The 26,171-nt window shown below is 32.7% G+C and carries 27 protein-coding genes and 2 tRNA genes; 9 read left to right on the top strand and 20 right to left on the bottom strand.

The window, feature by feature from the left end:
- Positions 1-144: 144 nt before the first annotated feature.
- From AAFU52_RS05300 to AAFU52_RS05280, 5 genes are all read left to right on the top strand, one after another.
- A complete protein-coding gene (locus AAFU52_RS05300; protein ID WP_438425780.1) occupies positions 145-1,311 on the top strand; it encodes an efflux RND transporter periplasmic adaptor subunit in 1,167 nt (388 codons plus the stop codon).
- A 2-nt stretch (positions 1,312-1,313) separates the two neighbouring features.
- Positions 1,314-4,541, top strand: coding sequence for an efflux RND transporter permease subunit (locus tag AAFU52_RS05295; protein ID WP_024771729.1), 3,228 nt, complete (start codon positions 1,314-1,316; stop codon positions 4,539-4,541).
- Positions 4,513-5,883 carry a TolC family protein gene (locus AAFU52_RS05290; protein ID WP_438425779.1) on the top strand — a complete coding sequence of 457 codons (1,371 nt, stop codon included), beginning with the start codon at positions 4,513-4,515 and terminating at the stop codon, positions 5,881-5,883. Before AAFU52_RS05295 ends, AAFU52_RS05290 begins: the two co-directional genes overlap by 29 nt.
- Positions 5,884-6,010: 127 nt before the next feature.
- Positions 6,011-6,193 (top strand): CPXCG motif-containing cysteine-rich protein, encoded by a 183-nt coding sequence (locus AAFU52_RS05285; RefSeq protein ID WP_438425778.1) that lies wholly within the window; start codon positions 6,011-6,013, stop codon positions 6,191-6,193.
- 187 nt (positions 6,194-6,380) lie between these two features.
- Positions 6,381-6,453, top strand: a tRNA-Met gene (locus tag AAFU52_RS05280).
- Positions 6,454-6,926: 473 nt separating this feature from the next.
- On the opposite strand, the gene AAFU52_RS05275 is transcribed toward AAFU52_RS05280, so the two are convergent.
- The 17 genes from AAFU52_RS05275 to AAFU52_RS05195 form a co-directional block, all read right to left on the bottom strand.
- Complete coding sequence (locus AAFU52_RS05275) at positions 6,927-8,930, bottom strand: flavohemoglobin expression-modulating QEGLA motif protein (RefSeq protein WP_438425777.1); 2,004 nt, start codon at positions 8,928-8,930, stop codon at positions 6,927-6,929.
- On the bottom strand, positions 8,911-9,957 hold the full coding sequence (gene gshB / locus AAFU52_RS05270; RefSeq protein WP_101444862.1) for a glutathione synthase: 1,047 nt from the start codon (positions 9,955-9,957) through the stop codon (positions 8,911-8,913). Before gshB ends, AAFU52_RS05275 begins: the two co-directional genes overlap by 20 nt.
- A 56-nt stretch (positions 9,958-10,013) precedes the next feature.
- Positions 10,014-10,373, bottom strand: coding sequence for a hypothetical protein (locus AAFU52_RS05265; RefSeq protein WP_101444861.1), 360 nt, complete (start codon positions 10,371-10,373; stop codon positions 10,014-10,016).
- Between the two features lie 229 nt (positions 10,374-10,602).
- On the bottom strand, positions 10,603-10,857 hold the full coding sequence (locus tag AAFU52_RS05260; protein ID WP_101444859.1) for a hypothetical protein: 255 nt from the start codon (positions 10,855-10,857) through the stop codon (positions 10,603-10,605).
- Between the two features lie 11 nt (positions 10,858-10,868).
- Positions 10,869-11,285: an NUDIX hydrolase gene (locus tag AAFU52_RS05255; protein WP_101444858.1), complete on the bottom strand. Its 417-nt coding sequence runs from the start codon at positions 11,283-11,285 to the stop codon at positions 10,869-10,871.
- A 261-nt stretch (positions 11,286-11,546) separates the two neighbouring features.
- The gene (locus AAFU52_RS05250) at positions 11,547-12,329 is read right to left on the bottom strand and encodes an RMD1 family protein (RefSeq protein WP_438425776.1); all 783 of its coding nucleotides are present in this window, start codon (positions 12,327-12,329) and stop codon (positions 11,547-11,549) included.
- A 10-nt stretch (positions 12,330-12,339) separates the two neighbouring features.
- Positions 12,340-13,683 carry an NADP-specific glutamate dehydrogenase gene (gene gdhA / locus AAFU52_RS05245; RefSeq protein ID WP_438425775.1) on the bottom strand — a complete coding sequence of 448 codons (1,344 nt, stop codon included), beginning with the start codon at positions 13,681-13,683 and terminating at the stop codon, positions 12,340-12,342.
- Positions 13,684-13,764: 81 nt separating this feature from the next.
- Positions 13,765-14,013, bottom strand: coding sequence for a hypothetical protein (locus AAFU52_RS05240; protein ID WP_438425774.1), 249 nt, complete (start codon positions 14,011-14,013; stop codon positions 13,765-13,767).
- A gap of 6 nt (positions 14,014-14,019) precedes the next feature.
- A complete protein-coding gene (locus AAFU52_RS05235; protein ID WP_438425773.1) occupies positions 14,020-14,406 on the bottom strand; it encodes a hypothetical protein in 387 nt (128 codons plus the stop codon).
- 200 nt (positions 14,407-14,606) lie between these two features.
- Positions 14,607-14,861, bottom strand: coding sequence for a hypothetical protein (locus AAFU52_RS05230; protein WP_438425772.1), 255 nt, complete (start codon positions 14,859-14,861; stop codon positions 14,607-14,609).
- Positions 14,862-14,872: 11 nt separating this feature from the next.
- The gene (locus AAFU52_RS05225) at positions 14,873-15,289 is read right to left on the bottom strand and encodes an NUDIX hydrolase (protein WP_438425771.1); all 417 of its coding nucleotides are present in this window, start codon (positions 15,287-15,289) and stop codon (positions 14,873-14,875) included.
- Positions 15,290-15,336: 47 nt separating this feature from the next.
- Positions 15,337-16,116 carry an RMD1 family protein gene (locus AAFU52_RS05220; RefSeq protein WP_438425770.1) on the bottom strand — a complete coding sequence of 260 codons (780 nt, stop codon included), beginning with the start codon at positions 16,114-16,116 and terminating at the stop codon, positions 15,337-15,339.
- A gap of 5 nt (positions 16,117-16,121) precedes the next feature.
- Entirely contained in the window at positions 16,122-16,538 is a 417-nt protein-coding gene (locus tag AAFU52_RS05215) for a VOC family protein (RefSeq protein ID WP_438425769.1), read from the bottom strand.
- A gap of 17 nt (positions 16,539-16,555) precedes the next feature.
- Positions 16,556-16,780 carry a hypothetical protein gene (locus tag AAFU52_RS05210; RefSeq protein WP_438425768.1) on the bottom strand — a complete coding sequence of 75 codons (225 nt, stop codon included), beginning with the start codon at positions 16,778-16,780 and terminating at the stop codon, positions 16,556-16,558.
- Positions 16,781-16,854: 74 nt separating this feature from the next.
- Complete coding sequence (locus AAFU52_RS05205; RefSeq protein WP_438425767.1) at positions 16,855-17,835, bottom strand: deoxyhypusine synthase family protein; 981 nt, start codon at positions 17,833-17,835, stop codon at positions 16,855-16,857.
- Positions 17,819-18,766 (bottom strand): agmatinase, encoded by a 948-nt coding sequence (gene speB / locus AAFU52_RS05200; RefSeq protein ID WP_438425766.1) that lies wholly within the window; start codon positions 18,764-18,766, stop codon positions 17,819-17,821. The genes AAFU52_RS05205 and speB overlap by 17 nt, the downstream gene beginning before the upstream one ends.
- 30 nt (positions 18,767-18,796) lie before the next feature.
- Entirely contained in the window at positions 18,797-20,251 is a 1,455-nt protein-coding gene (locus tag AAFU52_RS05195) for an arginine decarboxylase (protein ID WP_149627589.1), read from the bottom strand.
- An 873-nt stretch (positions 20,252-21,124) separates the two neighbouring features.
- Between AAFU52_RS05195 and AAFU52_RS05190 the strand changes: the two genes are divergently transcribed.
- A tRNA-Met gene (locus tag AAFU52_RS05190) sits at positions 21,125-21,203 on the top strand.
- A gap of 194 nt (positions 21,204-21,397) precedes the next feature.
- On the opposite strand, the gene folE is transcribed toward AAFU52_RS05190, so the two are convergent.
- Together folE and AAFU52_RS05180 are read right to left on the bottom strand one after the other, a co-directional pair.
- Positions 21,398-22,051, bottom strand: a complete 654-nt coding sequence (gene folE, locus AAFU52_RS05185; protein ID WP_438425765.1) for a GTP cyclohydrolase I FolE — start codon at positions 22,049-22,051, stop codon at positions 21,398-21,400.
- 10 nt (positions 22,052-22,061) lie between these two features.
- Entirely contained in the window at positions 22,062-22,466 is a 405-nt protein-coding gene (locus tag AAFU52_RS05180; protein WP_438425764.1) for a MerC domain-containing protein, read from the bottom strand.
- 100 nt (positions 22,467-22,566) lie between these two features.
- Here AAFU52_RS05180 and AAFU52_RS05175 point away from each other — a divergent pair, with 100 nt between their 5' ends.
- From AAFU52_RS05175 to AAFU52_RS05165, 3 genes are read left to right on the top strand one after another with little or no spacing between them, the layout of a single operon-like run.
- Positions 22,567-23,199, top strand: a complete 633-nt coding sequence (locus tag AAFU52_RS05175) for an ATP-binding cassette domain-containing protein (RefSeq protein WP_024771532.1) — start codon at positions 22,567-22,569, stop codon at positions 23,197-23,199.
- A gap of 41 nt (positions 23,200-23,240) precedes the next feature.
- Complete coding sequence (locus AAFU52_RS05170) at positions 23,241-24,398, top strand: ABC transporter permease (RefSeq protein WP_438425763.1); 1,158 nt, start codon at positions 23,241-23,243, stop codon at positions 24,396-24,398.
- Positions 24,391-24,834: a hypothetical protein gene (locus tag AAFU52_RS05165; RefSeq protein WP_438425762.1), complete on the top strand. Its 444-nt coding sequence runs from the start codon at positions 24,391-24,393 to the stop codon at positions 24,832-24,834. The genes AAFU52_RS05170 and AAFU52_RS05165 overlap by 8 nt, the downstream gene beginning before the upstream one ends.
- 81 nt (positions 24,835-24,915) lie before the next feature.
- Here the strand turns inward: AAFU52_RS05165 and AAFU52_RS05160 are convergent, their stop codons facing one another.
- Positions 24,916-25,998 carry a glycosyltransferase family 61 protein gene (locus tag AAFU52_RS05160; RefSeq protein WP_438425761.1) on the bottom strand — a complete coding sequence of 361 codons (1,083 nt, stop codon included), beginning with the start codon at positions 25,996-25,998 and terminating at the stop codon, positions 24,916-24,918.
- Between the last annotated feature and the right edge of the window lie 173 nt (positions 25,999-26,171).

Below are 26,171 nucleotides of genomic sequence, written 5' to 3'. Positions count from 1 at the left end.
TTATTATCGTGACTCTATATAGGTAAACCTATTTATAGTGTAAAAATCTCTTGTGTTAACTTTTATGAGTTCTTTAACTGCATTCCAAAGGTGTGGTTGATAGTTTTGTAGCAATTCTACAAAAAGTGTGGTTACAGATATACTATGAGAAAAATTATACTTTCAATCCTTGGGATACTTTTGATTGTGGCAGCTTATTTTGGTGCCAGAACAATAATAGACAGTAAAAAAAGATTTAGACCCAAACCTGCAAAAGTGATAAAAACTGTTTTTGTAGATACGGTAAAAAATAAGACTATTCCTATTAAAATTGCAGCAAATGGTAATTTAACTGCAAAAAGAAGATTAGAACTATACGCCGAGGTTCAGGGGATTTTTAAAGGGGGGACTCACTTATTTAAAACAGGGCAAAAATATCAAAGAGGACAAGCATTGATAAGGATTGATGCATCAGAATATTATGCTAGTGTGCAATCTGCCAAGAGTAATTTATACAATCTGGTAACTTCTATTATGCCGGATTTGCGACTGGATTATCCAGATATTTATGAAAAATGGCAAGGATACCTCAATACTTTTGATATGAGTAAAGCCACACCAAAACTGCCAGAAATTACTTCAGAAAAAGAAAAATATTTTATAACAGGAAGAAATATTTATACCACCTACTACAATGTAAAAAACCTGGAGCAGCGATTGGCAAAATATACCATCTCTGCCCCTTTTAATGGGGTACTTACCGAAGCTCTGGTAACCGAGGGAACTTTAATTCGCCAGGGACAAAAATTAGGAGAGTACATCGATACCAAAGTATATGAAATGCAGGTTGCTATCGGGAAGGAATATGGAGACCTACTTCGTGTTGGTGAATCGGTAGAACTTTCTAACCTTAATAAAACAAGGACATTTACAGGAAAAGTGTCCAGAATTAATAGTAGCGTTAATCAAGCTACCCAGACCATTACAACTTTCATCGAAGTAGCAGATCCTTCTCTTAGAGAAGGTATGTATCTCGAAGCCAATCTTGATGCTAAGAAAGAAGAAAATGCTATCGAAATTGAAAGAGGATTGCTTCAGGAAGGAGATAAAATATTTGTGGTAAGAGATAGTATTCTTGATGTTATAGATGTAAAACCAGTATATTTTTCTGATAAAAAAGTGGTTCTTAAGGGAATTCCTGAAGAGACCATAATTTTATCCAAAAGTGTTCCGGGAGCATATGCAGGAATGCTGATTAAGATCTACCAGGAAAAGAAAGAAAATAATAATGTGCATAGTGATAGCTCTGCTAGTACAGCTAAAAAACAATAGTGATGCGTAAAATTATTGCTTTTTTTATTAAATATCACGTAGCGGTAAATGTGATTGTACTTGCATTTTTTGCATTTGGAGTTGTAGGAGCATTATCCCTAAAATCTTCCTTTTTTCCGCTAATTGATTCCAAAAACATCACTATAAATATTATATATCCAGGAGCTTCTCCATTAGAAGTAGAAGAAGGGATTGTACTTAAGATAGAGGATAACCTAAAAGGATTGGATGGAGTAGAACGTGTAACCTCAACTTCTAGAGAAAATAATGGAACTATAAATGTTGAAATCGAAAAAGGAAAGAACATCGATTTCATGCTGTTAGAAGTAAAAAATGCAGTAGATCGTGTACCTTCATTTCCAACAGGTATGGAACCTTTGGTAGTCGCAAAACAAGAAGCAATTCGACCGACCATCAATTTCTCTATAAGCGGAGATAATATACCATTGGTTACTCTCAAAGAGATTGCAAGACAGGTAGAAAATGATCTTCGTGGGATAGAAGGGATTTCCCAAATTTCTGTGAGTGGCTATCCTGCAGAAGAAATTGAGATCGCCATAAATGAAAAAAACCTATTAGCATATAATCTTAGTTTTAGTGAAGTAGCACAAGCAGTAAGTAGAGCCAATATTCTAACTACCGGTGGGACCATAAAAACAGACGCAGAAGAATATCTAATCAGAGCAAATAATCGTTCGTATTATGGTAATGAGCTTTCTAATCTGATTGTACGTGCAGATGCTACGGGAAGTGTGATACGTCTTAAAGATGTAGCAGAGATACGTGATCGTTTTTCAGAAACCGCTAATGCCACCTATTTTAATGGAGATTTGGCTGTTAATGTCGAAATCACAAGCACAAATACCGAAGACCTTATTTCTTCAGCAGAAAAAGCAAAAGAGTATATAGCAGAATTTAATGAGAAGTATAATAACGTACAACTTAATGTGATTAGTGACCGATCTATTACATTAGTACAGCGTACAGAACTTCTTACAGAAAATGCTATCATCGGAATGTTGCTGGTACTTGCTTTTTTATCCTTATTTCTTAATACACGTTTAGCATTTTGGGTAGCTTTTGGGCTTCCCATAGCCTTTTTGGGAATGTTTATTTTTGCAGGCTCATTTGGTGTGACTATAAATGTATTATCTCTATTCGGAATGATCATCGTAATTGGGATTTTGGTAGATGATGGGATTGTAATAGCAGAAAATATCTATCAACATTACGAAAAAGGAAAAACCCCGGTACAAGCTGCCATAGATGGTACTATGGAAGTAATACCACCCATTATTTCTGCTATTATTACTACGATACTTGCTTTTGGTATTTTCCTGTTTTTAGATGGTCGTATAGGAGAATTTTTTGGAGAAGTTTCTGTAGTTGTAATTCTCACATTAACAGTTTCTCTAATCGAAGCTTTGATTATTCTACCGGCCCATTTGGCACATTCCAAAGCGCTTAAACCACAAGATTCAAAACCTAAAACAGGAATTGGACAACTATTTGCAAAATTACGGTATATCAATACGTTTGGAGATGCTATTATGCGATGGTTACGAGATAAAATTTATAGCCCGGCATTACGTTTTTCATTGCAAAATAAACTCTTTACGTTTTCGCTTTTTATTGTCCTTCTTTTTCTAACTATAGGTACCGTAGGAGGAGGAATCGTTCGAACTTCTTTTTTCCCTCAGATAGCAAGTGATCGAATATCAATTAATCTGGCAATGCCTAACGGAACCAATGAAAAGATAACAGATAGTATCATTTCTTTGATAGCAGAAAAAGCCTGGGAAACTAATGAAGAGCTAACAGAACAGTATTTAAAAGGACCCGAATATGCGGGTAAGAAATTATTCAAAAATGTGATTACCAATATAGGCCCCGGGTCGTCTTCGGCTTCATTAGTTGTTAATTTACTACCAGGAGAAGAGCGTCCCGATGCGGTAGGGTCGGCTATGGTTACAGACCTTATTAGTAAAAAAATGGGAGAAGTAGCTGGTGTAGAAAGCCTTGTGTATGGTAGTGGAGGTAACTTTGGTGGAAGACCGGTTTCAGTTTCATTATTAGGGAATAATATAGCAGAGCTGAAAGCTGCTAAAGCAGAGTTAAAAGGTGCATTAGTTAATAATTCATTACTGAAGGATGTTACGGATAATGACCCTGCAGGAATTAAAGAGATTCGCATAGAATTAAAAGAAAATGCATATTTACTGGGGTTAAATCTTCGGGATATTATGACGCAGGTGCGTGCAGGATTTTTCGGAGTGCAGGCACAACGTTTTCAACGTGGGCAGGATGAAATTAGAGTTTGGGTTCGATATGATCGGAATAATCGTTCTTCAATATCTAATCTGGATGATATGCGTATTACTACAATTAGTGGAGAACGAGTACCACTTAACGAAATTGCAACGTATAGCATAGAAAGAGGTGATGTAGCAGTTAACCATCTCGAAGGACGTCGTGAAATACAGATTTCTGCAGATTTAAAAGATGCAGAAACTACCAGTGCAACAGATATATTACAAGAAATTCGTACGGTGACTATGCCAGAGATTATTTCTAAATATCCAACAGTAACACCATCATATGAAGGACAAAATAGAGAAGCAGGTAAACTTTTGGGGTCTTTAAGACCTGTGGGGCTTACCGTACTTGCATTGATTTATATAACCATTGCATTTACGTTTAGAAGCTATAGTCAACCATTATTACTCCTATTACTTATTCCATTAAGTTTACCAGCAGTGGCTTTAGGACATTGGGCACATAATTTTCCTATCAATATATTATCCATGTTGGGTATTATTGCTCTTATAGGAATTATGGTTAATGATGGCTTGGTACTTATTGGTAAGTTTAATAGTAATCTTCGGGAAGGGTTGAGTTTTGATGAATCAATTTATCAGGCAGGAAGATCACGTTTTCGAGCTATTTTTCTTACCTCACTTACCACTATTGCCGGGTTAGCACCTTTATTATTAGAAAAAAGCAGGCAAGCGCAATTTTTAAAACCTATGGCTATTTCTATAGCCTATGGGATTGGTTTTGCGACCATATTAACCCTATTGCTGTTACCATTATTTTTATCGTTTAGTAACAATGTAAAAGTAAGAACCAAGTGGTTAGTTACCGGAAACAAGATTACCAAAGAAGAAGTAGAACGCGCCATTAAAGAACAAAAAGAAGAGAATGAAGAGCATCATGAATTGCAAGGGTAGTAGCATACTAAAATTAGTGTTCTTTCTGTTTTTGATTTCTGGAAATGTAATCAGTCAGCAATTAACAAAGCAGGAAGCAATACGACTTACCTTAGAAAATAACTTTGGAATATTAATCGCTACCAATAACATAGCTGTAGCAAAAAACAATAAAGGAGTTCTTAATTCTGGATATCTACCTACGTTAACCGGTAATGCCGGAGCGAATTATCAATCTGCCAATAGCACAACATCTTTTGGAGGAGCGATAAACCCCAATACGGGAGAGCCTCGTTCTGATATTGAAATTGAAGATGCAGAAACGCAACGGTATAATGCAGGGTTAAATCTTAATTATACGTTATTTGATGGTTTGGGGCGTTTTTATAATTATAAGAGATTAAAAGAGCAATATAATCTCACAGAATTACAGGCGAGGGAGACTATAGAAACTACGATTTTGCAATTATTCTCTGTATATTATGAAGTCGCCAGGTTGTCTGAAAATAAAGAGATTCTCGAAGAAACACTTCGTATTTCGAAAGAACGTATTTTAAGATCTAATTATCAGTTTGAATACGGTCAGAATACAAAACTTAATGTGCTTAATGCAGAAGTTGATGTCGCTAATGATAGTATTAATTTACTAAATACAAGGCAGCAATTAATAAATACAAAAAGAGATCTGAATGTAATTTTGGATAATGATCTGGCATATGAATTTGAGGTGGATACCATTATAAAATTTATCCCAAAACTGGAGTTAGAGGAGTATCTATCAAAATCGACAGAGAATAACATAACGCTTTTACAAAATGAAAGTAATATTCGAATTAGCGATTATGATATCAAAGTAAGTAAATCTGGATATTTACCTAGCATAGGATTAACGGGATCATATGGCTGGAATGAAAATCGAAATCCGCCTTCAGCATTCTTTCCTGGTAATGTTTCAGATACTTACACACTAGGGGCGGGAGTAAGCCTTACCTGGAATCTCTTTGACGGAGGCAATACGATTACCAGAGTAAAAAATGCAAAAATAGCATTGGATAACCAGGAGATTATAAAAAACCAAATAGAGAAAGAAGTAAATAGAGATATTGCCAATGCACTAGGGAATTATGAAAATCGTTTGAGTGTGTTTAAGATTCAGCAGCAGAATGTAATCACGAATCAAAATAATTTTGAGCGTTCGCAAGAACGTTTTAAACTAGGTCAAATAACTTCTATAGAATTTAGACAAGCGCAGATCAATCTGATTTTGGCAGAAACCAATAAGAATTCGGCAAAATACGATGCAAAAATTGCAGAACTTCAGCTATTACAGTTAACGGGGCAGTTGTTGAATATAGAATTCTAAGGAATAGAATACCAGTCTAGATAAATTTTATAGAATATCAAGGTGTCACTTTGAGTGATTTTTAAAGAAAATTATTAAAATCAAACTCTTGATCATATAAAAGAATAAGAGGTGTTATATTTAGTTTATGTTCGAATACCATTTTCAATGTCCATATTGCTGGGAGGAAATATCGATGCTTTTGGATCCTTCTGTACCGTATCAGGTATATGTTGAAGACTGTGAAGTATGTTGTAACCCTATGGAGTTGCATCCACGATTTGAGGATCAGGAATTAGTATCTTTTGAAGCATTGAATATCGAACAATGATACTAAATAGCTTACTTCAAGGTGGTTATAATATGTTTACTTTTTTTTAATAAAAATAGTATTGTTTAAATTAAAAATGATTGTATATTTGCACTCCGATTACAAGATGAGATATGAACAGGATATAATCGGCAGTTCTTATAAAAGAAAATTTACAAATCAGGTTTCTGATTTACATAATATACATCGCGGGATAGAGCAGTAGGCAGCTCGTCGGGCTCATAACCCGAAGGTCACAGGTTCGAGTCCTGTTCCCGCTACTACATAACCTCTTCATATTGAAGGGGTTATTTTTGTTTTTAGTGGTTTTTTCTTCTTGAAAACCTTCAATTTTTTAGGTTTACGTACAGCATTTACGTACAGTTTTTATTAAAAAAGTCCAATGAGAGAGATTTTTCTCTATAAACAGGTTCAGTAGTTGGAGTTAGTATTTTTACTATAAACAATTGATAGTTAATGTTTTGAATGAAATTTAGACTTTGAAATTAATCAATACTTTTATTTATAAAAATTGTGTCCTTCGGGTGAAGTACCCGAGATGACTCTGAAAATTATTTTTACAGACAAATTTTGAATGTTTTTATGCTTATTAGGTAGTAACTATGGAAATATTAAATTAGTAAGACAAACTTCCAATATATTCTCAGTTAATTCGATAGTCTCAATTTGTATCCTGGTATTATCTTGGTTTGTCTATAGATTTATTAAAAAACTTTTTAGGACTGGCTAAGTACTAACCTAGTCCACTAATGATGTACTCATAAATCTCATTGTTTTGATAGCCAAAAGGGTCTTTAAAACTTTTCGTTATGTGTTTTGGTTTTGCTATAATTTCTCTTTCTATCATTTCATTGATGGTATTGTAGAAGTCCATAGAAGTTTTACCAACCAATAGCGGAGAAAGATTTATATCTGCTTTCCATAGTTTCAATATTTTCTCAAATCCACTTAGGTATAGATAGTCTTTGGTAAATCCACCACCTCTAAAAATCCTTGTCACTATGATGTATGCATCATTAGTTGAAACACCATGTCGATTAACTAGGAAATTGAAGCATTCAATGAAATCAGCCCCACTACACATCATATCCGTAATAACTACTCTGAATGCTATTTTTTTTAGCCTTTTCAAAGTAATGTTTCCACTTAGATATTCAGATAAAATGGCTAATCCTTCTTGGGTCATGGTATTCATTGGTAGACCAAGATTGAAAATATTTAGTTTCTCATCTGAAGAGTTTTGTGTAGTTACCATGTGTACGCCAATTTCATGTTCTATGAGTGCATTGGCTTCTTTTCTAGTGAATTTAGCATCTGGTCGAATTAAGATTGTCTTTTTTGAGTTCAGTACCATTACTTGAGAAATTACTCGCTTACTCAGTTCAATTTTACAATCGATTCCGTATTCATCTAGTGCATTTTTAAATGCGCCCATGGCTTCATCCATCGATAGAAAAGGTACTCTTTTTGGTTCACTAGGGATAGATGGCAAGTGAAGAATATATTGAGCATTGGTTAAGTCTTTCTTACTTGGTCTTCCGAAATATCGGAGGGAGTTGTATAAGAACTTCTTTGTACCTAGTGCTGATAATAGATCAATCTTATCAAAGTAACTATTGATTACTGACTCATATAGTTCACGAATAGAAACATCAGATATATCCTGTGTTCTTAGTGTACTTAATTGCTGTTTTAGCTCAAATGGATTGATTTTAATGGGTGCATACTTAAACTTAGGAGGTTTGGCGTATTTATTTTTGATAAACCGCTTTTGTTCAGAGTTCGTGTTGATTGGATTGACGTAAGCCAATAATTCAAAACCTTTCAATAATTTGAAAAGCTTCTTATCTACAGAAACAATAGCTGGATCGGTTTTCTTATCTAATAAATGCACGCTGTTTTTAGATCTCCAATTGGTGTTTTCCTCACTGAAATATTGTGCGTTATTAAGAATTGCTCGTTTTAGTTTTTGCTGTAATTCTCGTATTAATTTAGGATAATCTTCACCTGTTAATTCATTGCTATAAACTTTTTTAATTTCCGTAGCTAGCACAAGTGTATTAGAAAAGTTTTGAGTAATAAATTCAAGATTATAACCTCTACCAAAGAACACATCATTGATTGCCGTCTGATTCTCTATACCTGTTAGCGAAATAGCACTTAATTCGGCGACCCAGTTTTCAATAAATGTTTCATATTTCGCACTATCAATGCGTTCTGTACCTATATTAAAAAGTGGTACAGTCCTATCCCAACGTTGGTAGTTATAAGAGTGTAAATCATAAACGATACAAGAATCATATAGCTCTTCTAGCTTCTTGATCAATGCATGGATGACTTTGTAAAAGTTATGATGCTTTTGAAGACTTGCTTGTTTTTCTGCTGGCGTAAGTGGACGTTTCCATACTTGTTTACCCCATGCTTCATCGTAGATGCAATCTTCTGGCTTTCTATTGAGATCATACTCAAAACGAGAGTCCAATCCGACTATTGTAATAGGTAAAGAGTCGATAAATTGACCAGTATGTGGATCTTCTTCATACCATCGGTTATAATCATCGATGGCAATTTTGTTTCTTAACCGATCTCGAAGGTTACCACCATCATGAATGGCCGTACAGCAATAGGGTACATACTTATTGATTTTTATACTGAAAGAATTATCCGGAGCTATAGCTTCAAAGGTCTTCTTTTGCTCTATTAGCTTAATTATCTCACTAATTTTTAATTGCTGCATTTTCTAATAGTGTTTCAGGTCTAAAATCCTCTTTTAACTTATTTTTGCTTTTTACTACTTTTTCCAAATAGCCTAAAATCTTTTCTTGCAGTTTAACTTTATTAAGCCTATTTATGTCTGTGATTGTACCTGGACTCATTACATTGACTTCGATCAATTTACCATTAATCAAATCAAGACCTGCAAAGTAAATACCATCTCTCACCAATTTTTCACCAATCTCCCTACACAACATCTTGTCTGCTTTTGTCAATTTGTATTTTTCGACTGCTCCTCCAACTGAAATATTAGATCGTACATCACCTTGGACAGGTCTCCTTCTTAATGCACCAATAGGCTCTCCATTTAGCATCAAAATCCGAACATCTCCCTCTTCAGCACCTTCTACGTATTCTTGAAGAATTACATAGTTGGAGTGATCTTTACCGTGATTAATATAAAAATCTAACAAAGAACGGATATTTTGCATGGCAGCTTTTTCAATAATGATAACGCCACTACCCCCATAACCATCCAACGGCTTCATAATCATCTTATCATTCTCTGATTCTTTGATTATGCTTAAGAGATAATCAATGTTTTTAGAAACATATGTAGCAGGTATAAGCTCATGATTAGGGTCGAAGTAGGCGGCAGTATAAATCTTATTATTAGCTTCTCGTAATCCATCAATTGCATTGATAATAAAAACGTCATCTTTTATAGAGTCCAAGAAATTCAAAACCAAACCATCTAATGGAGGGTTGTCACGCATAAATATTACATCAAACTCATTCAACGCTCTCATTTCAGACTTAAATTCTACTGTCTTATAAAAAGAAGTCATACTTTTAGAGAGTTTTTCTTTGAGTGATATGTTCTTACACAAACTAAGAGTAATACTATTTCTAATAGTCAAGTTAGAAGGATCGGTAATTGAAACCTCATGACCTCTTTTAACAGCTTCATGTATGATTCTGATTGTAGAATCTTGTGATGGACGGACTTCTTCCCAAGGATACATGATAAAGCATATTTTTATTTTCATATTTTTTTTTCGTGATTAAAGAAGTAAATTTTGTCTTTTATAAAAGTATTTTACATTTACTGTTCTAACAATTCTAAACCAATAATAGTTCTAATTATATACTCTTGTTCGTCACCATCTTCCTCAATTTCAATTTCGATTTCAGAATTAAAAATGATGTTAAAGGTTTTTCCCACATATTTATTATTACTTAAGTTGTATTTTTTAAGCATTTCAGGGGTAATTCTAGGAAAAGAAATGGTATCTTCTTTATTATGTCCATTTAGATAGGTAAAAGTGAAATTTTCCTCATCAAAATTATCAAAAAAACCTTTAATAGTTTCAGTGCCTTTATCAATATCTTTTTGTGCTTGTACTGTATATATGCCAAGAAACATTGTAAACATTACGAACACTACTTTTTTTAAGTTTTTCATTGTATTAAATTATAAGTTTTTAATCAATTTGTAATCCAAAATTTTAACCTCCTATCTAGATAAAAATCTTGTTTAATACGTCTATTTTTTCGTGGCAATACCAACTAGTACTAATAATGTCGCGTATCATTTTGTTCTTTTTTAGTCTAAATTCTTTGTTCATATTTTGCATAGCTACTGCTATGCAAAACAATCACTGCCTTATCAATTCAAATTGATATAATAAACTTTAAGCTAGTTCTAATTTTTCAATCTTATATGTGATAAAATCGTCATCGTCATCATCTCTATATTCTGAATACGTGATTTCAAAACTTTTACCTTGAAATTTATCTGTTTTTAGATCGAATTTGTTAATCGCAAACTTTGTTATTCCTTCAAATATTAAAATATCTCCGTTATCCATTATAAATTGATAATAACCGTTATAGTATTTTTTAAATACACCATACTCAACACTTTGATTAATAATAGAGCTTTTCATCTACGCGTTTTTTAGTGATTAAGTTTACAAGGGTTAAAAAGTTCTTTTACTACCTTCTTATCTGATTTGCCAAGAAATTTTGCAGCTTCTTTCCAATGTACCCATTTTATATTTTTAAACTTATGTGGTTCTGCAAGTGCAAATGGTTTATAATAATCGTCGCAAATGAAATAATGCTTGGGAACCCTTTTTGTATCCTTTAAATCAATTGTGACTGAACAATGATATATCAAATCTTCTTCAGCTAATTCAACAGCAGTTTCTTCAAGTGTTTCCCTAATAAGTGCTACTTCTGGGGATTCTTTTCCTTTTAAAAACCCACCAATAAGTCCGTATTCTAACTTGTCTTTAAGTTTTTGGAAAACCAGAATTTTTTCTCCTTGAAACACGATTAATCTGGATTTCTCTTTATGCTTTTTTATACGCATATCTGGTTATTTAATCTTTGTTAATTTTAAAATAATTTACTTACTCTTTAACCATATGATAATTCGTTAAAACGGAATCCACTTCTTTTTCTCTTTTTTCAATTTGCAACGTAAATTGTCATAGTTCTTCGTCAATTAATTGAAAATAAGGTTTAGATGCTTTTTGTATTTTAATTTTTTACAATTGACAAATCCAGAATATTTTTTGCTTTAGCTAGTTTACGTTCTTCACTTCTTATTATTCTTAATTTGTTGAATGTGCTATTTTATAAATTTGAGTATGAATAAAACTAAGATCACGATGACTATAATAATCCATTTAAGTTTACTACTTTTTCTATGTACCGTAATATGCTTAAAGAATTCTAGGTTTTCTTTTACAATGTTTAGCTTCTGGCTTATAGTTTTATGCTTATCATTTACCTCAAATTTTTTCTTGAGTTCAGTATTTAGTTTAGTAAGCGTTTCATCATCCGAAACAGCACTAGGAGAATCAAATATGTAAAGATTTTCAGAAATCTTATTTTTGGAATTTAAAACCTTTTCAACGAAATGTTTATGTTTTTTATCATCTGTATATAGTCTTGTCCCTCTTGTCTCTATAAAATTAGTGTATTGTACTGTGTCTTCAATAAGTTGCTCTGCAATGCCTGTATAATAGTCTAATAGTACTGATTGTGATGCATTATGCATTACCAAGCGTATTTTTTCAATATTATTATCTATTAGATGAACACTTTCAAAATCTATACGAAAGGACTCGGCATCTATAATTATATCTATAGATTGGGTTAAAGAACTATCTATAAGCTTTGCATGTGTAGTAAATTTAAATAACTGTTGTCTCAGTTGATCCAGTTCGTTTGAAGCGAAATTAAAAACACAAAGAATACCGTATTTAAAAATATAAGCATATTTCTGGTTTTCAAAATCGAAAAACAATTCATCTCTATTAGAAAATAGAAGTGTTTGTTTAAAGTGATTTTTGCAGGCATCTATATCTATACTTTCTGCAATTTGTAGCGCAAAGGCGTTTTTTTTCATGATAAATATTTTATATAACTCCTTGAGCAAGCATTGCATCTGCCACTTTTACAAATCCAGCAATATTTGCACCTTTTACATAGTCTACATATCCTGTATCATCCATTCCATATTCCAAACAAGAAGCATGAATACTAGACATTATTTGTTGTAGTTTTTGATCAACCTGCTTACGAGTCCAATTGTAGCGTAATGAATTCTGAGTCATTTCTAGGCCTGATGTTGCTACTCCTCCAGCATTAGATGCTTTACCCGGTGCGAAAAGAATTTTTGCCTTATGAAACTCAGCAATAGCATCTGGAGTACTTGGCATATTTGCACCTTCACTTATACAAATACAACCGTTTTTGATTAAAGCTTTAGCGTCTTTGCCATTAAGTTCATTTTGTGTTGCACAGGGTAGTGCAATATCGCAAGCAATATCCCAAGGTGTTTCATCTTGAAAGAATTTAGCTGATGGATATTTTTTGACATATTCGTTAATCCTGCCTCTAACAACATTTTTAAGATGGATCACATATTTTAGTTTTTCCAAATCGATACCATTTTCATCATAAATGTACCCTGAAGAGTCTGATAACGTTACCACTTTTCCACCTAACTGAATTACTTTTTCGGCAGCGTACTGAGCTACATTACCCGAACCAGAAATAGAAACTATTTTTCCTTTAATAGAATCTTCTTTAGTGGTTAACATGTTTTCGGCAAAATATACGGTTCCGTATCCTGTTGCTTCTGGTCGAATTAATGAGCCACCCCAGCTTAATCCTTTTCCAGTTAAAACTCCAGTAAATTCATTTCTAATTTTACGGTACATACCAAATAAGAACCCAATTTCGCGACTTCCTACGCCTATATCTCCTGCGGGTACATCTGTATTTGGTCCTATATGTCTAAAAAGTTCTGCCATAAAGTTGTGACAAAACCTCATAATTTCAGCATCAGATTTATCTTTAGGATCAAAGTCAGATCCTCCTTTTCCCCCACCCATTGGTAATGTAGTCAAACTATTTTTGAATACCTGTTCAAATGCCAAAAATTTCAGGATACTCATATTTACAGTAGGATGAAAACGTAATCCTCCTTTATAAGGTCCAATAGCAGAATTCATTTGAATACGATAGCCTCTGTTTACGTGTATCTCTCTATTGTCATCTACCCAAGAAACACGAAAGGTAATCGTTCTCTCTGGCTCGACCATTCTAAGAAGTATATTTTTACCATCATAAATTTTCTGAGAGGAAATAAATGGAATTACGGTTTCTGCTACTTCTTGTACAGCCTGCAAGAACTCGGGCTCATGAGCATTTCGAGCTCTTACTTCTGCCATAAATGCTTCTATCTTTTCTTTCATTTGATACTTAGTTTTTAAATAAATATGAAAAAGAGTACCCACATTATTCTGCAGGCACCCTAATCCCAAGTTGAGTTTGAATTATCCTTCTAAAGAGAGTGTATCTGTTTCTTTTTCAGATTCTTCGATTTCACTTTCTTCATCTTTATAGCTGTTTTCTATCTCTTCAGATTCTGTGTTTTTCTCTTCAATATTTTCTTCCTCAGTTTGGGGAACAACTATTTCTGTTTCGATTTCTACTTTTGGTTCTTCCTTTTTTGTTTCTCTGCAAGAAGCGAATACTAAAGAAAAGAGTATAACAATGAAGATTAATATTCTATATACTTTCATCTTATTTTATTTAATAGGTTTTAATCCGATGATAGTTCTTCTGGTATACTCCTGCTCGTCTCCATCTTCATCAATTTCTGTTTCAGTTTCTGAGATAAAAGTGATTTCAAAAGCCTTACCCTCGAATTTATTCCCTTTTAAATCATATGTTTTCAGGACTTCTGGAACTATTTTAGTAAAGAAAAATACGTCATCTTCTCCCTCTTCATCTTTATAATTAAAGCTATACGATTCTCCATCAAATCCATCAAATGTACCTTGAATGATTCGTGATCCCTGAGGTATTTCCTCTACTACTTCTTCGATTTCTTCCTCTTCTTCTTGTGCAATTACCGAATAGTTAAAGAATAGAAGAGTAATCATTAATAACAAAACATTTTTTAAGATTTTCATGGTGTTTAATAATTAAGTTTTTAATCTATTTTGTTTACCCAGAATATTATCACGTCAAGTCTGGTGCTTTTAGTAAATGTTCTCTAAGAAGTTTACGTGTGATCGATTGATTTTAGAATTATTACTTTATTTTAGAATTTAGATCTATTATATACAAAAAGGTCGCTCTTGATTCGTATAAATTTTATGATTAATATTTTTTAAGCGAGTTCTAATTTTTCAATCTTATACATTATAAAATCTTCATCATTACCTTCAACATATTCTGAATAGGTAATTTCAAAACTCTTCCCGTGAAATTTGTTAGTTTTAAGGTCAAACTTGCGAATAGCCAATGATGATATTTCTTCAAATACCAGAGTATCTCCTTTATCCATTACGAACTGATAATAACCGTCGTAGTATTTCTTAAATACTCCGTATTCAACATTTTGATTTATAATAACACCTCTCATTTTTGCTCTTTTTAATGATTAAGCTCACAAGGTTTAAAAAGTTCTTTCACCACTTTTTTATCTGATTTGCCTAGGAATTTTATAGTATCTTCCCAATATACCCATTCAACTTTTGCAAACTTATGTGGCTCTGCCACTATGAATGGCTTGTTACTGTCCTTGCAAACAAAATAATGTTTAGAAAGTCGCTTTTTATCTCCTAAATCGATTGTAACGGAACAATGATAATTAAAGTCTTCTTCAGAGAGTTGAACAGCTGTTTCTTCATATGCTTCCCTAATTAATGCTATTTCTGGAGATTCTCCAGTTTCTAGAAAGCCGCCAATAAATCCATATTCCAAATCTTCTGATTTTTTTTGTAAAACTAGTAACTCATCTCCCTGAGATACAATCAACCTTGATTTCTCTTTATGTTTTTTTATTCGCATGCTAGAAATAATTAAAAATTATCTTTTAAACTTTAATTTTTTAGTATCTACATTAATTTTATAATGAACAGATCAATGACTTCTACCAGAATCAGGATGATGATAATCCATTCTAGTTTGCTACTTTCTTTATGAAACATTATGTCTTTAAATAATTCCAGATTTTCTTTTATAATTTCTATCTGATCTTGGATACTTCGATATCTATCTTTTAAGTCAAAAACACGTTTAAGATTCTGATCTAGTTTGTTAAGGGTTTCGTCATCCCAAGTGACATCATGAGAATCAAATATGTACAGATTTTCTGAAATTTTGTTTTTAATATTTAACACTCTCCCGATGTATTTCTTTAGATTTTTACCACTGATATCAAGTCTACCTTTCTCCTCAAGATAAGTAGTATGTATCTTCGTATCTTCTAAAATTTGTTCTGAGATATTAGCATAATTATCAAGAGCAACAGATTGAGAAACATTGAGCAGTATTAGACGGATTGATTCTACGTTAAATTCTTTCAAGGTTGCTTTACCAAAAGATATAGCGTTTGATTCTCCTCCAATAACTATGTCGATGTTTTCAGAAACTTCTTCTCTGATAAAACTTTTACCATACATCAATATCTCATTACAAATCTTTTCAGCATTCTCTTTACTTATATTGTAAAAAGAGACCACTCCATACTTGAAAACATAGATATATTGTCCTTGATTATATTCATAAAACAGTTCATCTGTATCTGAGAATAATAATTCAGCCTCAAAGTTTTTCTTGCAATTTTTTATAGAAATTACATCGGCAATTTGTACAGCATATGCTTGTGTTTTCATTTTCGTTATACGGTGAATATCTCTCCGTGATCTTTAAAACTTTTAAACTCGACCATATATCCATTAGGGTCTTTTACAAAAAAGGAGAGGTGCTCTCCTACTTTATTTTCAAAAAAAGTCACTTCTGTAGTTACTTCAAGATCCATTGAGAAAAGACGAGAATATAGCTTTCCCCAAGTTTCTAAATCTATGATTACTCCAAAATGGAATGAAGGTAAGATTTGTTCACCCAAACGGTAATTTTTGAAATTAAAATTAAAATCTCCTGCCTTAGTAAAGGTGATTTGATTTCCATATAAATTGATATCGGCCCAGGTATCTGTATACCTACCTAATTGAGCACCCAATTTATAGTTGTAGAAATCTTTTGTCTTTTCAAGGTCTTCACAAGGTAGAGCAAGGTGAAATTCTGCTTTTTTCATTATTAATGGTATTAAAATTATTCTATATCTGGTTCTCCGGGTAATTCGGTTGTTTTCTCTTGATCATCCTCATCGTAATAATCCTCCATTGCGCCAACAAGACGTTTACTCACTTTTACAAGGTATAGTATGTCCTCAGTTTTAACTTCTACACACTCTACTATTTCACTTTGAGCATTTCTAAACTCAATGATGTCATCATCATCGTATCCATCAGGATATTTAGTTACCAGTAAATCCAAAATTTTATTATTTAACTTTTTGAAGTCAACAATAACTTTTTTTAAATGGTTGTTTTTTGAATTTTTCATATCTTTTACATATCTAATAAGTAAGCGAATATTAATGGCGCAACAATAGTAGCATCTGACTCTATAATGAATTTTGGAGTATCAATATCTAATTTACCCCAAGTGATTTTTTCATTTGGTACTGCTCCAGAATAAGATCCATAACTTGTTGTTGAGTCACTTATTTGACAGAAATAATTCCAGAATGGTGTGTCTGTACGTTCCATATCTTGATATAGCATTGGCACCACACAAATAGGAAAATCTCCTGCAATACCACCACCTATCTGGAAAAATCCAATACCGTTTTCAGAATTATCGGTATACCAATCTGCAAGAAAGGTCATATACTCGATTCCGGATTTCATGGTACTGGCTTTAAGCTCTCCTTTCAATACATAGCTAGCAAAGATGTTTCCCATTGTACTATCTTCCCATCCTGGGACTACCATTGGCAAATTGGCTTTTGCCGCAGCGTACATCCAACTATCCTTAATGTCAATTTCATAGTACTGTTCTAATACACCAGATAACAACATTTTGTACATAAACTCGTGTGGAAAATAACGCTCTCCTTTTTCTTCGGCATCTTTCCAGATCTTAAAAATATGTTGCTGTAATCTTCTAAAAGCTTCTTCTTCTGGGATACACGTATCTGTAACTCGATTTAACCCTTGTTCTAATAAATCCCACTCTTGTTTTGGGGTTAAATCACGATAATTTGGCACACGTTTATAATGACTATGTGCTACCAAGTTCATAATATCTTCTTCCAAATTTGCACCTGTACAAGAGATAATATGCACTTTGTTTTGACGTATGATTTCTGCAAAAATCTTACCTAACTCGGCAGTACTCATTGCTCCAGCTAGAGATACTAACATTTTTGAACCATTATTAATTTTAGCTTCATATGTTTGTGCTGCATCTACTACAGAGGCAGCATTAAAATGAAGATAGTGCTTCTCTATAAATTGCGAGATCGCTCCTTTATCCTTCGTATTCATCGTCAGAAAATTTTAAGTGGTTAGTTTTATCATTGCCTTTAAGAGCATATAAATTTTCATTTGCGTCATCAACATCTTGTTCAGTAAATTTGTAACTCAACATTTTATAGTATAATTTGGCAGCAGCAAAATCAGAAGATTTATCATTCTTATTTGGGCATAATTCTACAATATCGAATCCTACTACATTTTTTTCTTCAAATATTTTCTTAAGAAATTCAAGGGTTTCATACCATAATAACCCTCCCGGTTCTGGTGTTCCGGTAGAAGGTAAAATAGAAGGGTCTAAAGCATCAAGGTCAAAAGTGATATAGATCGTATCTGTCATTAATTCGATTGCATTGTCCATCCAATAATCATCGGTTGCCATTTCATGAGCGAAAAAGACATTTTCTTCATTCATTACAAGTTTTTCAGAAGCATCCATACTGCGAATCCCAACTTGAATAAGATTGGTATTTTGATTAGCCTCATAAAGTGCACAAGCGTGATTGTACTTAGAACCTTCATATTCTTTTCTTAAATCAGCGTGGGCATCTATTTGTACTACTGTTAAATCATTGAAACATTCATCAAAAGCACGTATAGCTCCTATAGAAATAGAATGCTCCCCACCAAAAAGCGTAACAAACTTGTTGCGTTTAATATTGGTTTTTACAGTATCGTGCACAGCCGTAACCATTGCGTTTGGTGAGCTTTTTTCGTCAATAGGTTGAGATAGATAAATACCTTGTTTGTATACTTCGCTCTCCGTTTCTATATCATAAAGCTCCATATTCTCTGAAGCGTGTAAAAATGCTTCAGGGCCTTTGTCTGCTCCTTTGCCCCATGTACTAGTTCCATCATAAGGAACAGGGATCAATACTACTTTTGATTTGTCATAGCCAGCGTATTTTTCTGGAATTCCGGCATATGTTTTCTTAGTTTCCATTTTAAAAATGTTTGGATTTAATGATTTTGGTTAGTTAGAGTTTATAATTATTTCTTTTTGTGAATATTCTAAAATTTCTTCTTTTGGTGTTTTTTGATATCCAAGAATAGATAGTAACTGTTCTGAAGTTTGTTGTGGTGCAAAAACTTCTGTAGTTAGATTTCCAGCCTCGTCACGATCTATCAAAATATGTTTAGGTTGCGGGATAAGGCAGTGTTGCAATCCACCAAAACCACCTATGGTTTCCTGATATGCACCAGTATTGAAAAAACCAATATATAAAGGTTTGTCTTTTTTGTATTTTGGTAGATATATGGCATTCATATGTTGTTCTGAATTGTAATAATCATCACTATCACAGGTTAATCCACCAAGTAGTACGCGTTCATACTCATCATCCCATCTGTTTACGGGCAACATCACAAAACGTTTGTTTATTGCCCATGTATCTGGCATTGTTGTAATGAAAGATGAATTGATCATATTCCATTTTTCACGGTCATTTTGCTGTTTTTGATATAGTACTTCGTAAATAGCCCCGCCACTTTCACCAACTGTAAAACTGCCAAATTCTGTAAAGATATTTGGAACATCTACCTGTGCTTCTTCACAGGAAATTTGGATTTGATTAATAATTTCATTGATTATATACTGATAGTCATAATCAAAGGCCAAAGAGTTTTTTATCGGGAAACCTCCGCCTATATTTAAGCTATCTAATGATGTGCATATTTTCTTAAGACTTATATATACTTTTAGACATTTTTGTAATTCATTCCAATAGTAAGCAGTATCGCGAATACCTGTGTTTATAAAGAAATGAAGCATCTTTAGTTTCACTTTTGGGTTATTCTTGATCTGATTATTATAAAAGGGTACAATATTACGATACCCAATTCCTAATCGAGAAGTATAAAACTCAAACTTTGGTTCTTCTTCAGAAGCAATACGTATACCCACCTGAAAATCTTCGTTAATTACATCGCTTAATAGATTAAGTTCTTCGTAATTATCAATGATAGGAATACAATTGTGGTGTCCATTATTAATCAATCTGGCAATGTTTTGAACATATTGGTCACGTTTGAAGCCATTACTAATAACATATGTGTCATTGGTAATCTTACCTTGGATCTTTAAGTTTTCAACGATATCAATATCAAAAGCGGAAGAGGTTTCTATATGTATATCATTCTTAAGGGCTTCGCTTAATACATGTTGAAAATGTGAGCTTTTGGTACAATAACAATAGTTGTAATTTCCTTTATAATCATTTGACTTAATAGCCTTGTTAAACCAGTGTTTTGCTCGATTAATGTTTTCTGATATTTTGGGTAGGTAAGTAAATTTTAAAGGCGCACCATATTGAGCAATCAATTTCATAAGATCAATGCCGTGAAACTCTAATAAGTTATTCTGGAGCGAAAACTCTTCCTGTGGAAAATGGAAGGTCTGTTCGATCAAATCGATATATTTTGTTTTCATTATAATGTGCTTGAAAAATTAGAAATTGATACATAAGAAATTGCGAAAGCAATTAATTTCAATCTAATCTCATACACGAAAAATAAAAATAGTGTAGGGCACGAACTGTATTCGTTCCAATAGTCTAAGTGTAGTATATACTTTAGAAGTCAGCCTGAGAATTCGGTTCCCTATCCCTAGGGCAGCTTTCGGAGTAGACTTCTTTATGCTCCTATGCCCGAATCTGAAAAAAGATTCCATTTTGTTTAGGCAATGCGTTTTTTATATAAAACGCATTATTGTTTAATCAAATGTAATAAAAAAATGATTTCAAAAACTTTTTTTGAATTTTTTTCCTAAGTTTATTATTAAGAGTGACTTAATCTAATTATAGAAAATAAAACAATATCTAATTTTATCCTTTGTAATCTACTTTTCTGTCTCATAAAACGATGAATTAATTTCCTTAGTAGTTATCAAGTAATCTTTGAAATATATCATCATAGCAATCTAATAATTTATCTAAGTAAATTTAGACACATTATTATGCAAATTAGCTGATAACCTAACAATTAGGTTGTAATCAGATGTCAAAAAGTTCGATATGAGCCCGATTCTCCCGGCCAAGTAAAGCCTCACAGAAATGCTAGGTTTTTTTGTATCATCCCTAAAGTAATTTGTAAGATCTGGCAAGAATTACGTGTTCATTTTTTTGATTAAAAAGTATTGTATACTTTACTAGATTATAATTTATATTTTTTCTACTTTGGACTGGAATTAAGAAACTTTGAAATTCTGAAATAATATACAAACTGTACGTAAGCGTTACGTACAGTTTTTACGTATCTATTTGTGCCTATTTGTTGGTGTTTGTGTACGTAATAATTTATAAACAGCTGGTTTACAGTGTGGTGTTAATAGCTTTTTCGGGCTCATAACCCGAAGGTCACAGGTTCGAGTCCTGTTCCCGCTACTAAAGAAAAGCTTCACAGAAATGTGAGGCTTTTTTTTTGACAACATTTTAGGTAGAGTATCCGAGAGGACTAAATACAAGTATATTATATATTGAATCTTTCATTTATGTTACATCTAAAAAATTCTATATTGCTATTTCGCGGTGTTATAGAGGAAGTTTGAAATCGAAGGACTTATTAACCAAAGAAATGATTACTCATTAATAATCCCAAAAAACTCATTTCGTAGAGAAGGTTCTATAAATTGGCCTCCATACTCAATCGTAGTGGTAAAACTACTTTTATCTTTAATTCCTCTGGAAGAAACACATAAGTGTTTAGCATTTACTACGACAATAACATCTTTGGTTTCTAAAGTTTGTTGTAAGTCTTTTAGGATTTGCAGACATAATCTTTCTTGTACTTGAGGGCGATGTGAATAATAATCGACCAACCTGTTAATTTTTGACAATCCTACTACCTTGTTTTTTGGAATATACCCTACATGCGCAGTACCAACTATTGGTAAAAAATGATGCTCACAGGAAGAATCAATAGTAATATTATGTTCTACCAACATTTTTTGATACCCGTACTTATTATCAAAAGTTGAAATTTTTGGACGGTTTTTAGGATTTAAACCATAAAAAAGTTCTTTTACATACATCTTGGCTACTCTGTACGGAGTTCCTGAAAGACTATCATCTGTTAAATCGAGCCCTAACTCTTTCATTATTTCAGAAAAGTGATGTTGAATATTTTCGATTTTTTCATTATCAGATTTTTCAAAAGCATCCTCTCGTAAAGGAGTTTCTATAGTATTAGAAATATGTGCATCTCCTATTAATTCTATTTTCTTTCTATTCATTTTACTAGTACTAATTGGTTTTACAACATTTTTGTTTGCATTGACAGTATTTTAGATTGTAGAAATGTAAACCCACTAATAATAGAGATGCTACAAAAATGAGCGCTTCTGGTAAATAAATTAAGGGAAATTTTTCATTTAGAACAATAACAAATAACAGTAGCCAACTTATCCAAAAAGCATATTTTATTTTGGGTCTTGAAGTGGTTTTAACAGATCTACGGATCGCTATAAAAGAAAATCCTAAAAAAATAATGTCTAAAGACTTCCACCAGGCGGGATGTACATCTTGTAACATTATTGAACCAGTATGAGCGATAAAAAGAAATGGAGTGATTAAGCAATGCGCCAAACATAAGCTACTTGCTACAATTCCTAAAGTATCTGAGTTATTACGTATGTGAGATATGTTCAAAAGAAAATGGATTTATTTACGTTAGACAAAGATAATATTATTTTACAAATGCAACTTTGTTGCTTTAATAATATTTGTTTATTTTTGAAAAAATCATTTTATGATACGAACCAAATCTCTTCAGTTTGCCTATCGGGATACAAAAAATCGTACTTTTTGTTTTCCAGATATTGATTTGCCTTCAAAAGAAGATATATTGATTTTAGGGCCTTCAGGGGTTGGTAAAACGACATTGTTACATCTTTTGGCAGGTCTTTTACCTCCTAAAGAAGGAGATATTTTTATTGCCAATACTTGTTTGAATAAACTTACACGAAAGCAATTAGACTGTTTCATAGGACAAAATATTGGGCTAATTTTTCAACGAGCTTATTTTATCAGATCTTTATCCTTACTTGAGAATTTAACGCTACGTGAGCGACTTTCCAAAAAGAAAAGTGATCGTTATCGAAGAGAAGAATTAATCACGCAGTTAGGACTCTCAGATCTTCAAAGCAAAAGAGTGTATCAATTAAGTGAAGGGCAACAACAGCGACTTTCGATTGCCTTAGGAGTTATACATAAACCTAAAGTTATATTAGCAGATGAACCTACATCTAACCTGGATGATACTAATTGTGAAAAAGTTATTTCCCTACTGAAAAAAGAGGCTCAAATCTGTAAAAGCAATTTAGTGATCATAACTCATGATAAAAGAGTGAAATCACATTTTGATAATCATATAATTTTATAAAATTGTTATACCTGGCTTACAAAAATCTGATTTCTAAACCTTTGAATACTATTTTGAGTGTTTTGCTATTGTTACTAAGTATTTCGCTAACAACTTTTGTTTTGCAGGTAAGAAATCAACTTAACCAACATTTAGAAAATAATACTAAACCATTTGATATGGTTATTGGTGCAAAAGGGAGTCCGCTACAACTTGTATTGTCTTCTGTTTTGCACATTGATGATCCTACGGGTAATATACCATTAGATGAAGCCTTAAAAATTGCTAGAAATCCTATGGTTAAAGAAATGATACCCGTTTCTTATGGAGATAATTATAGAGGGTATAGAGTTTTAGGTACGTCAAATGAGTATTTGGCTAAGTATGATGCAACCTTGCAAGAAGGGAAGTTATATGAAAAGCCTTTTGAAGTAGTTATTGGAAATGATGTAGCAAAAAAAATTAACCTACAAATAGGAGATACTTTTGCCAGTGCACATGGTTTAGCCGAAAATGGATTAGAAACTCATAATGAGAAACCTTTTATTGTTACTGGAGTATTAAAACCAACAGGGGCGATTATTGATCACCTTATCATTACTAATCTGCAAAGTATTTGGGAAGTGCATGAACATAGTGATGAACACAATCATCATGAAGAAGAGCACGAAGAACAAAGAGAAATAACCTCTTTACTAGTTAAATTTAGAAACCCTATGGGGGCTTTGCAAATGTCTAGACTTATTAATGAAAAAACAACCATGCAAGCAGCACTCCCCAAATTTGAAATCGAGCGATTAATGAGGTTTTTAGGAATTGGCTTTCGTACAATTAATGGTATTGCTATTGCAATACTGTTGGTAGCTGGCCTTAGTATATTTATTAACTTAATAAAAACGGTAAGAGAAAGAAAACAAGAGTTGGCCTTGTTACGTACCTATGGGGCCAACACTTTTCAGTTGATAAAATTGGTCTTTCTCGAGGCACTTTTTTTATCCCTATTAGGATCCATTTTAGGATGGTTTTTAGGGAGAATAAGTATCTGGTTTTTTTCAGTTTTTACAGAAAATATATATGGATACCATTTTGTATTTAGCTTTCCTACTAATAAAGAACTACTCATATTGATACTAGTGATTCTAACCACCTTCCTGGCAGCGATTCTGGCCTCATTGCCTTTATTTAAATTAAATGTTTCTAAAACAATATCTGATGCATAAAATAGTCTTCCTAATCCTATTTTTTATAGTAACTAAATTCAACCTTTTTTCTCAAGAAAAATTAGCTTGGCACGATTTGGCTGATGTAAAATTTTATAATGTTTATAGTGCAAAATATGATGATATCTTTTTGAAACCAAGATTCGGACCTATTATAAAGTCATACCAAGGTGCTCAAATTCGTATTAAAGGTTACTTTTTAGATTTTTCTATTGAAGAAGATGAATTCTATATGGTATCTAAAAATCCTAAGTCTTCCTGTTTTTTTTGTGGTGCAGCAGGTCCAGAAAGTATTGTTGAAGTTATTTTTAAACAAAAGCCAAAGTTTAAAACAGATCAAATTGTAGAGGTTACAGGTATTCTTGAACTTAATACAGATGATGTAGATCACTGTAATTATATATTAAAAGAGGCGACGGGTAGGTTGATAAATTAAAAAAATGAGCAACTAAGTAAAAACCTGCGTGCGTACAACGTTGGTTTTTTAGACTTGGTTAAGTCTTTCCTGTCAAAATTATTACTTAAGCCATGCTATTAATTTGTTCAAGAAAACATCCGGGGGCATATAAAAGTTACTCTTAAAAATGACAGATGTTGAAGTAATGGTCTGCTCATTATTTGTGGTTGGTAAACCCCTGATACAACTATAACTGTGTGAAAATTGTGATGCCAGCCAATAGTAAACGGCTTTATAAAAGTTTCCTGGAAATAATTCAAGTATTTTAACATGCTTATTTTTGCAATATATCATATTCATCAACCCAGCGCCATGTAATCCGATAATATGAGTAGCATTGGTGAATAACTTAACTTGTTCTGCAATGGTAAAGTTCTGCGCGTCGATTATTCTAAAATTATTGTTTTGAGCAATGCTTTCAATTTCCAAGGAATTTACTAAACCTCTTCCGTAGATTCCTCGGCGGGTAATAAATATTTTATCAGGAGAAGCAACAGTGTTTTCTTCGTAAGACAATTCATCAAGCAATGGGCGAAAATTTTCATGTTTGCAGGTTATATTTTGAACAAAATAAGTAGCATCTTTAATTTCATAATATTCATTTTTAGCCTGAAATATCCAATTACGATTGAAGAATTTTGGACATAACATGTTAAATTGCTGAAAAAAAATACTTGATCTTAATTCTTCAGATACAATAACAGGAATGTCTCGTGATACATTTAAACGATTAAGTAGTGCTAATCGTCCAACAAAATCATTCAGAAAATGAAAATAGTTCGTGTAATTTTCTGATAACAAAACAGCCTTATTTAGCTTTACCCTCTTTTGCTGAAAATAATGAGTTTTTGTAATAGTTGGTTTGAACTGGTCAAGCACAAATTGAGCATAAGGGTAAGATTCTGCAATCAACTGAAAATTTTCTGAAAGAGCCCACCCAAAAGTAGGCTCTATAATACATTTTTCAGTATAAACGTATAGAAATTCTTGTTGTTCAACACTAGCCTCTTTTATCATTTGGGTGTTAATTGCCGATTCAAATTGATCATATTTCAAATCATCAAATGGCTTGGTTAACAATTGATGCCGTATATATTTAGACATAACATGCTTAGGTAGAAATTCAAGAGCTGAGTTTTCCATGCGATTATTTAATTACATTGTTTCACTTTTTGGTAACGGTAAAAAATAAATGATAACGTTTTTCATTACCATCAAAAATCTCGACGTCTAAGAAACGTAAATAGGTCTTTATTCAAATGCGATAATTTTACATTTCTAAACATAAGAATCAATGATTTACCCATTCTACAACA

This window comes from Aquimarina macrocephali, from assembly GCF_051627225.1.
Taxonomy (GTDB): Bacteria; Bacteroidota; Bacteroidia; order Flavobacteriales; family Flavobacteriaceae; genus Aquimarina; species Aquimarina macrocephali.
Note: the sequence above shows the minus strand (reverse complement) of the source record. Positions and strands in the feature narration are given on the sequence as shown.

Bases quoted from the DNA above. Each gene is read 5' to 3' on its own strand.
- AAFU52_RS05215 (WP_438425769.1), bottom strand. From the start codon at position 16,538: ATGAAAAAAGCAGAATTTCACCTTGCTCTACCTTGTGAAGACCTTGAA.
- AAFU52_RS05290 (WP_438425779.1), top strand. From the start codon at position 4,513: ATGAAGAGCATCATGAATTGCAAGGGTAGTAGCATACTAAAATTAGTG.
- AAFU52_RS05255 (WP_101444858.1), bottom strand. From the start codon at position 11,285: ATGCGTATAAAAAAGCATAAAGAGAAATCCAGATTAATCGTGTTTCAA.
- AAFU52_RS05265 (WP_101444861.1), bottom strand. From the start codon at position 10,373: ATGAAAAACTTAAAAAAAGTAGTGTTCGTAATGTTTACAATGTTTCTT.
- AAFU52_RS05295 (WP_024771729.1), top strand. From the start codon at position 1,314: ATGCGTAAAATTATTGCTTTTTTTATTAAATATCACGTAGCGGTAAAT.
- AAFU52_RS05160 (WP_438425761.1), bottom strand. From the start codon at position 25,998: ATGGAAAACTCAGCTCTTGAATTTCTACCTAAGCATGTTATGTCTAAA.
- AAFU52_RS05240 (WP_438425774.1), bottom strand. From the start codon at position 14,013: ATGAAAGTATATAGAATATTAATCTTCATTGTTATACTCTTTTCTTTA.
- AAFU52_RS05235 (WP_438425773.1), bottom strand. From the start codon at position 14,406: ATGAAAATCTTAAAAAATGTTTTGTTATTAATGATTACTCTTCTATTC.
- AAFU52_RS05285 (WP_438425778.1), top strand. From the start codon at position 6,011: ATGTTCGAATACCATTTTCAATGTCCATATTGCTGGGAGGAAATATCG.
- AAFU52_RS05165 (WP_438425762.1), top strand. From the start codon at position 24,391: ATGCATAAAATAGTCTTCCTAATCCTATTTTTTATAGTAACTAAATTC.
- AAFU52_RS05175 (WP_024771532.1), top strand. From the start codon at position 22,567: ATGATACGAACCAAATCTCTTCAGTTTGCCTATCGGGATACAAAAAAT.
- speB (WP_438425766.1), bottom strand. From the start codon at position 18,766: ATGGAAACTAAGAAAACATATGCCGGAATTCCAGAAAAATACGCTGGC.
- gshB (WP_101444862.1), bottom strand. From the start codon at position 9,957: ATGAAAATAAAAATATGCTTTATCATGTATCCTTGGGAAGAAGTCCGT.
- AAFU52_RS05300 (WP_438425780.1), top strand. From the start codon at position 145: ATGAGAAAAATTATACTTTCAATCCTTGGGATACTTTTGATTGTGGCA.
- AAFU52_RS05260 (WP_101444859.1), bottom strand. From the start codon at position 10,857: ATGAAAAGCTCTATTATTAATCAAAGTGTTGAGTATGGTGTATTTAAA.
- AAFU52_RS05195 (WP_149627589.1), bottom strand. From the start codon at position 20,251: ATGAAAACAAAATATATCGATTTGATCGAACAGACCTTCCATTTTCCA.
- AAFU52_RS05205 (WP_438425767.1), bottom strand. From the start codon at position 17,835: ATGAATACGAAGGATAAAGGAGCGATCTCGCAATTTATAGAGAAGCAC.
- folE (WP_438425765.1), bottom strand. From the start codon at position 22,051: ATGAATAGAAAGAAAATAGAATTAATAGGAGATGCACATATTTCTAAT.
- AAFU52_RS05275 (WP_438425777.1), bottom strand. From the start codon at position 8,930: ATGCAGCAATTAAAAATTAGTGAGATAATTAAGCTAATAGAGCAAAAG.
- AAFU52_RS05225 (WP_438425771.1), bottom strand. From the start codon at position 15,289: ATGCGAATAAAAAAACATAAAGAGAAATCAAGGTTGATTGTATCTCAG.
- AAFU52_RS05230 (WP_438425772.1), bottom strand. From the start codon at position 14,861: ATGAGAGGTGTTATTATAAATCAAAATGTTGAATACGGAGTATTTAAG.
- AAFU52_RS05250 (WP_438425776.1), bottom strand. From the start codon at position 12,329: ATGAAAAAAAACGCCTTTGCGCTACAAATTGCAGAAAGTATAGATATA.
- gdhA (WP_438425775.1), bottom strand. From the start codon at position 13,683: ATGAAAGAAAAGATAGAAGCATTTATGGCAGAAGTAAGAGCTCGAAAT.
- AAFU52_RS05220 (WP_438425770.1), bottom strand. From the start codon at position 16,116: ATGAAAACACAAGCATATGCTGTACAAATTGCCGATGTAATTTCTATA.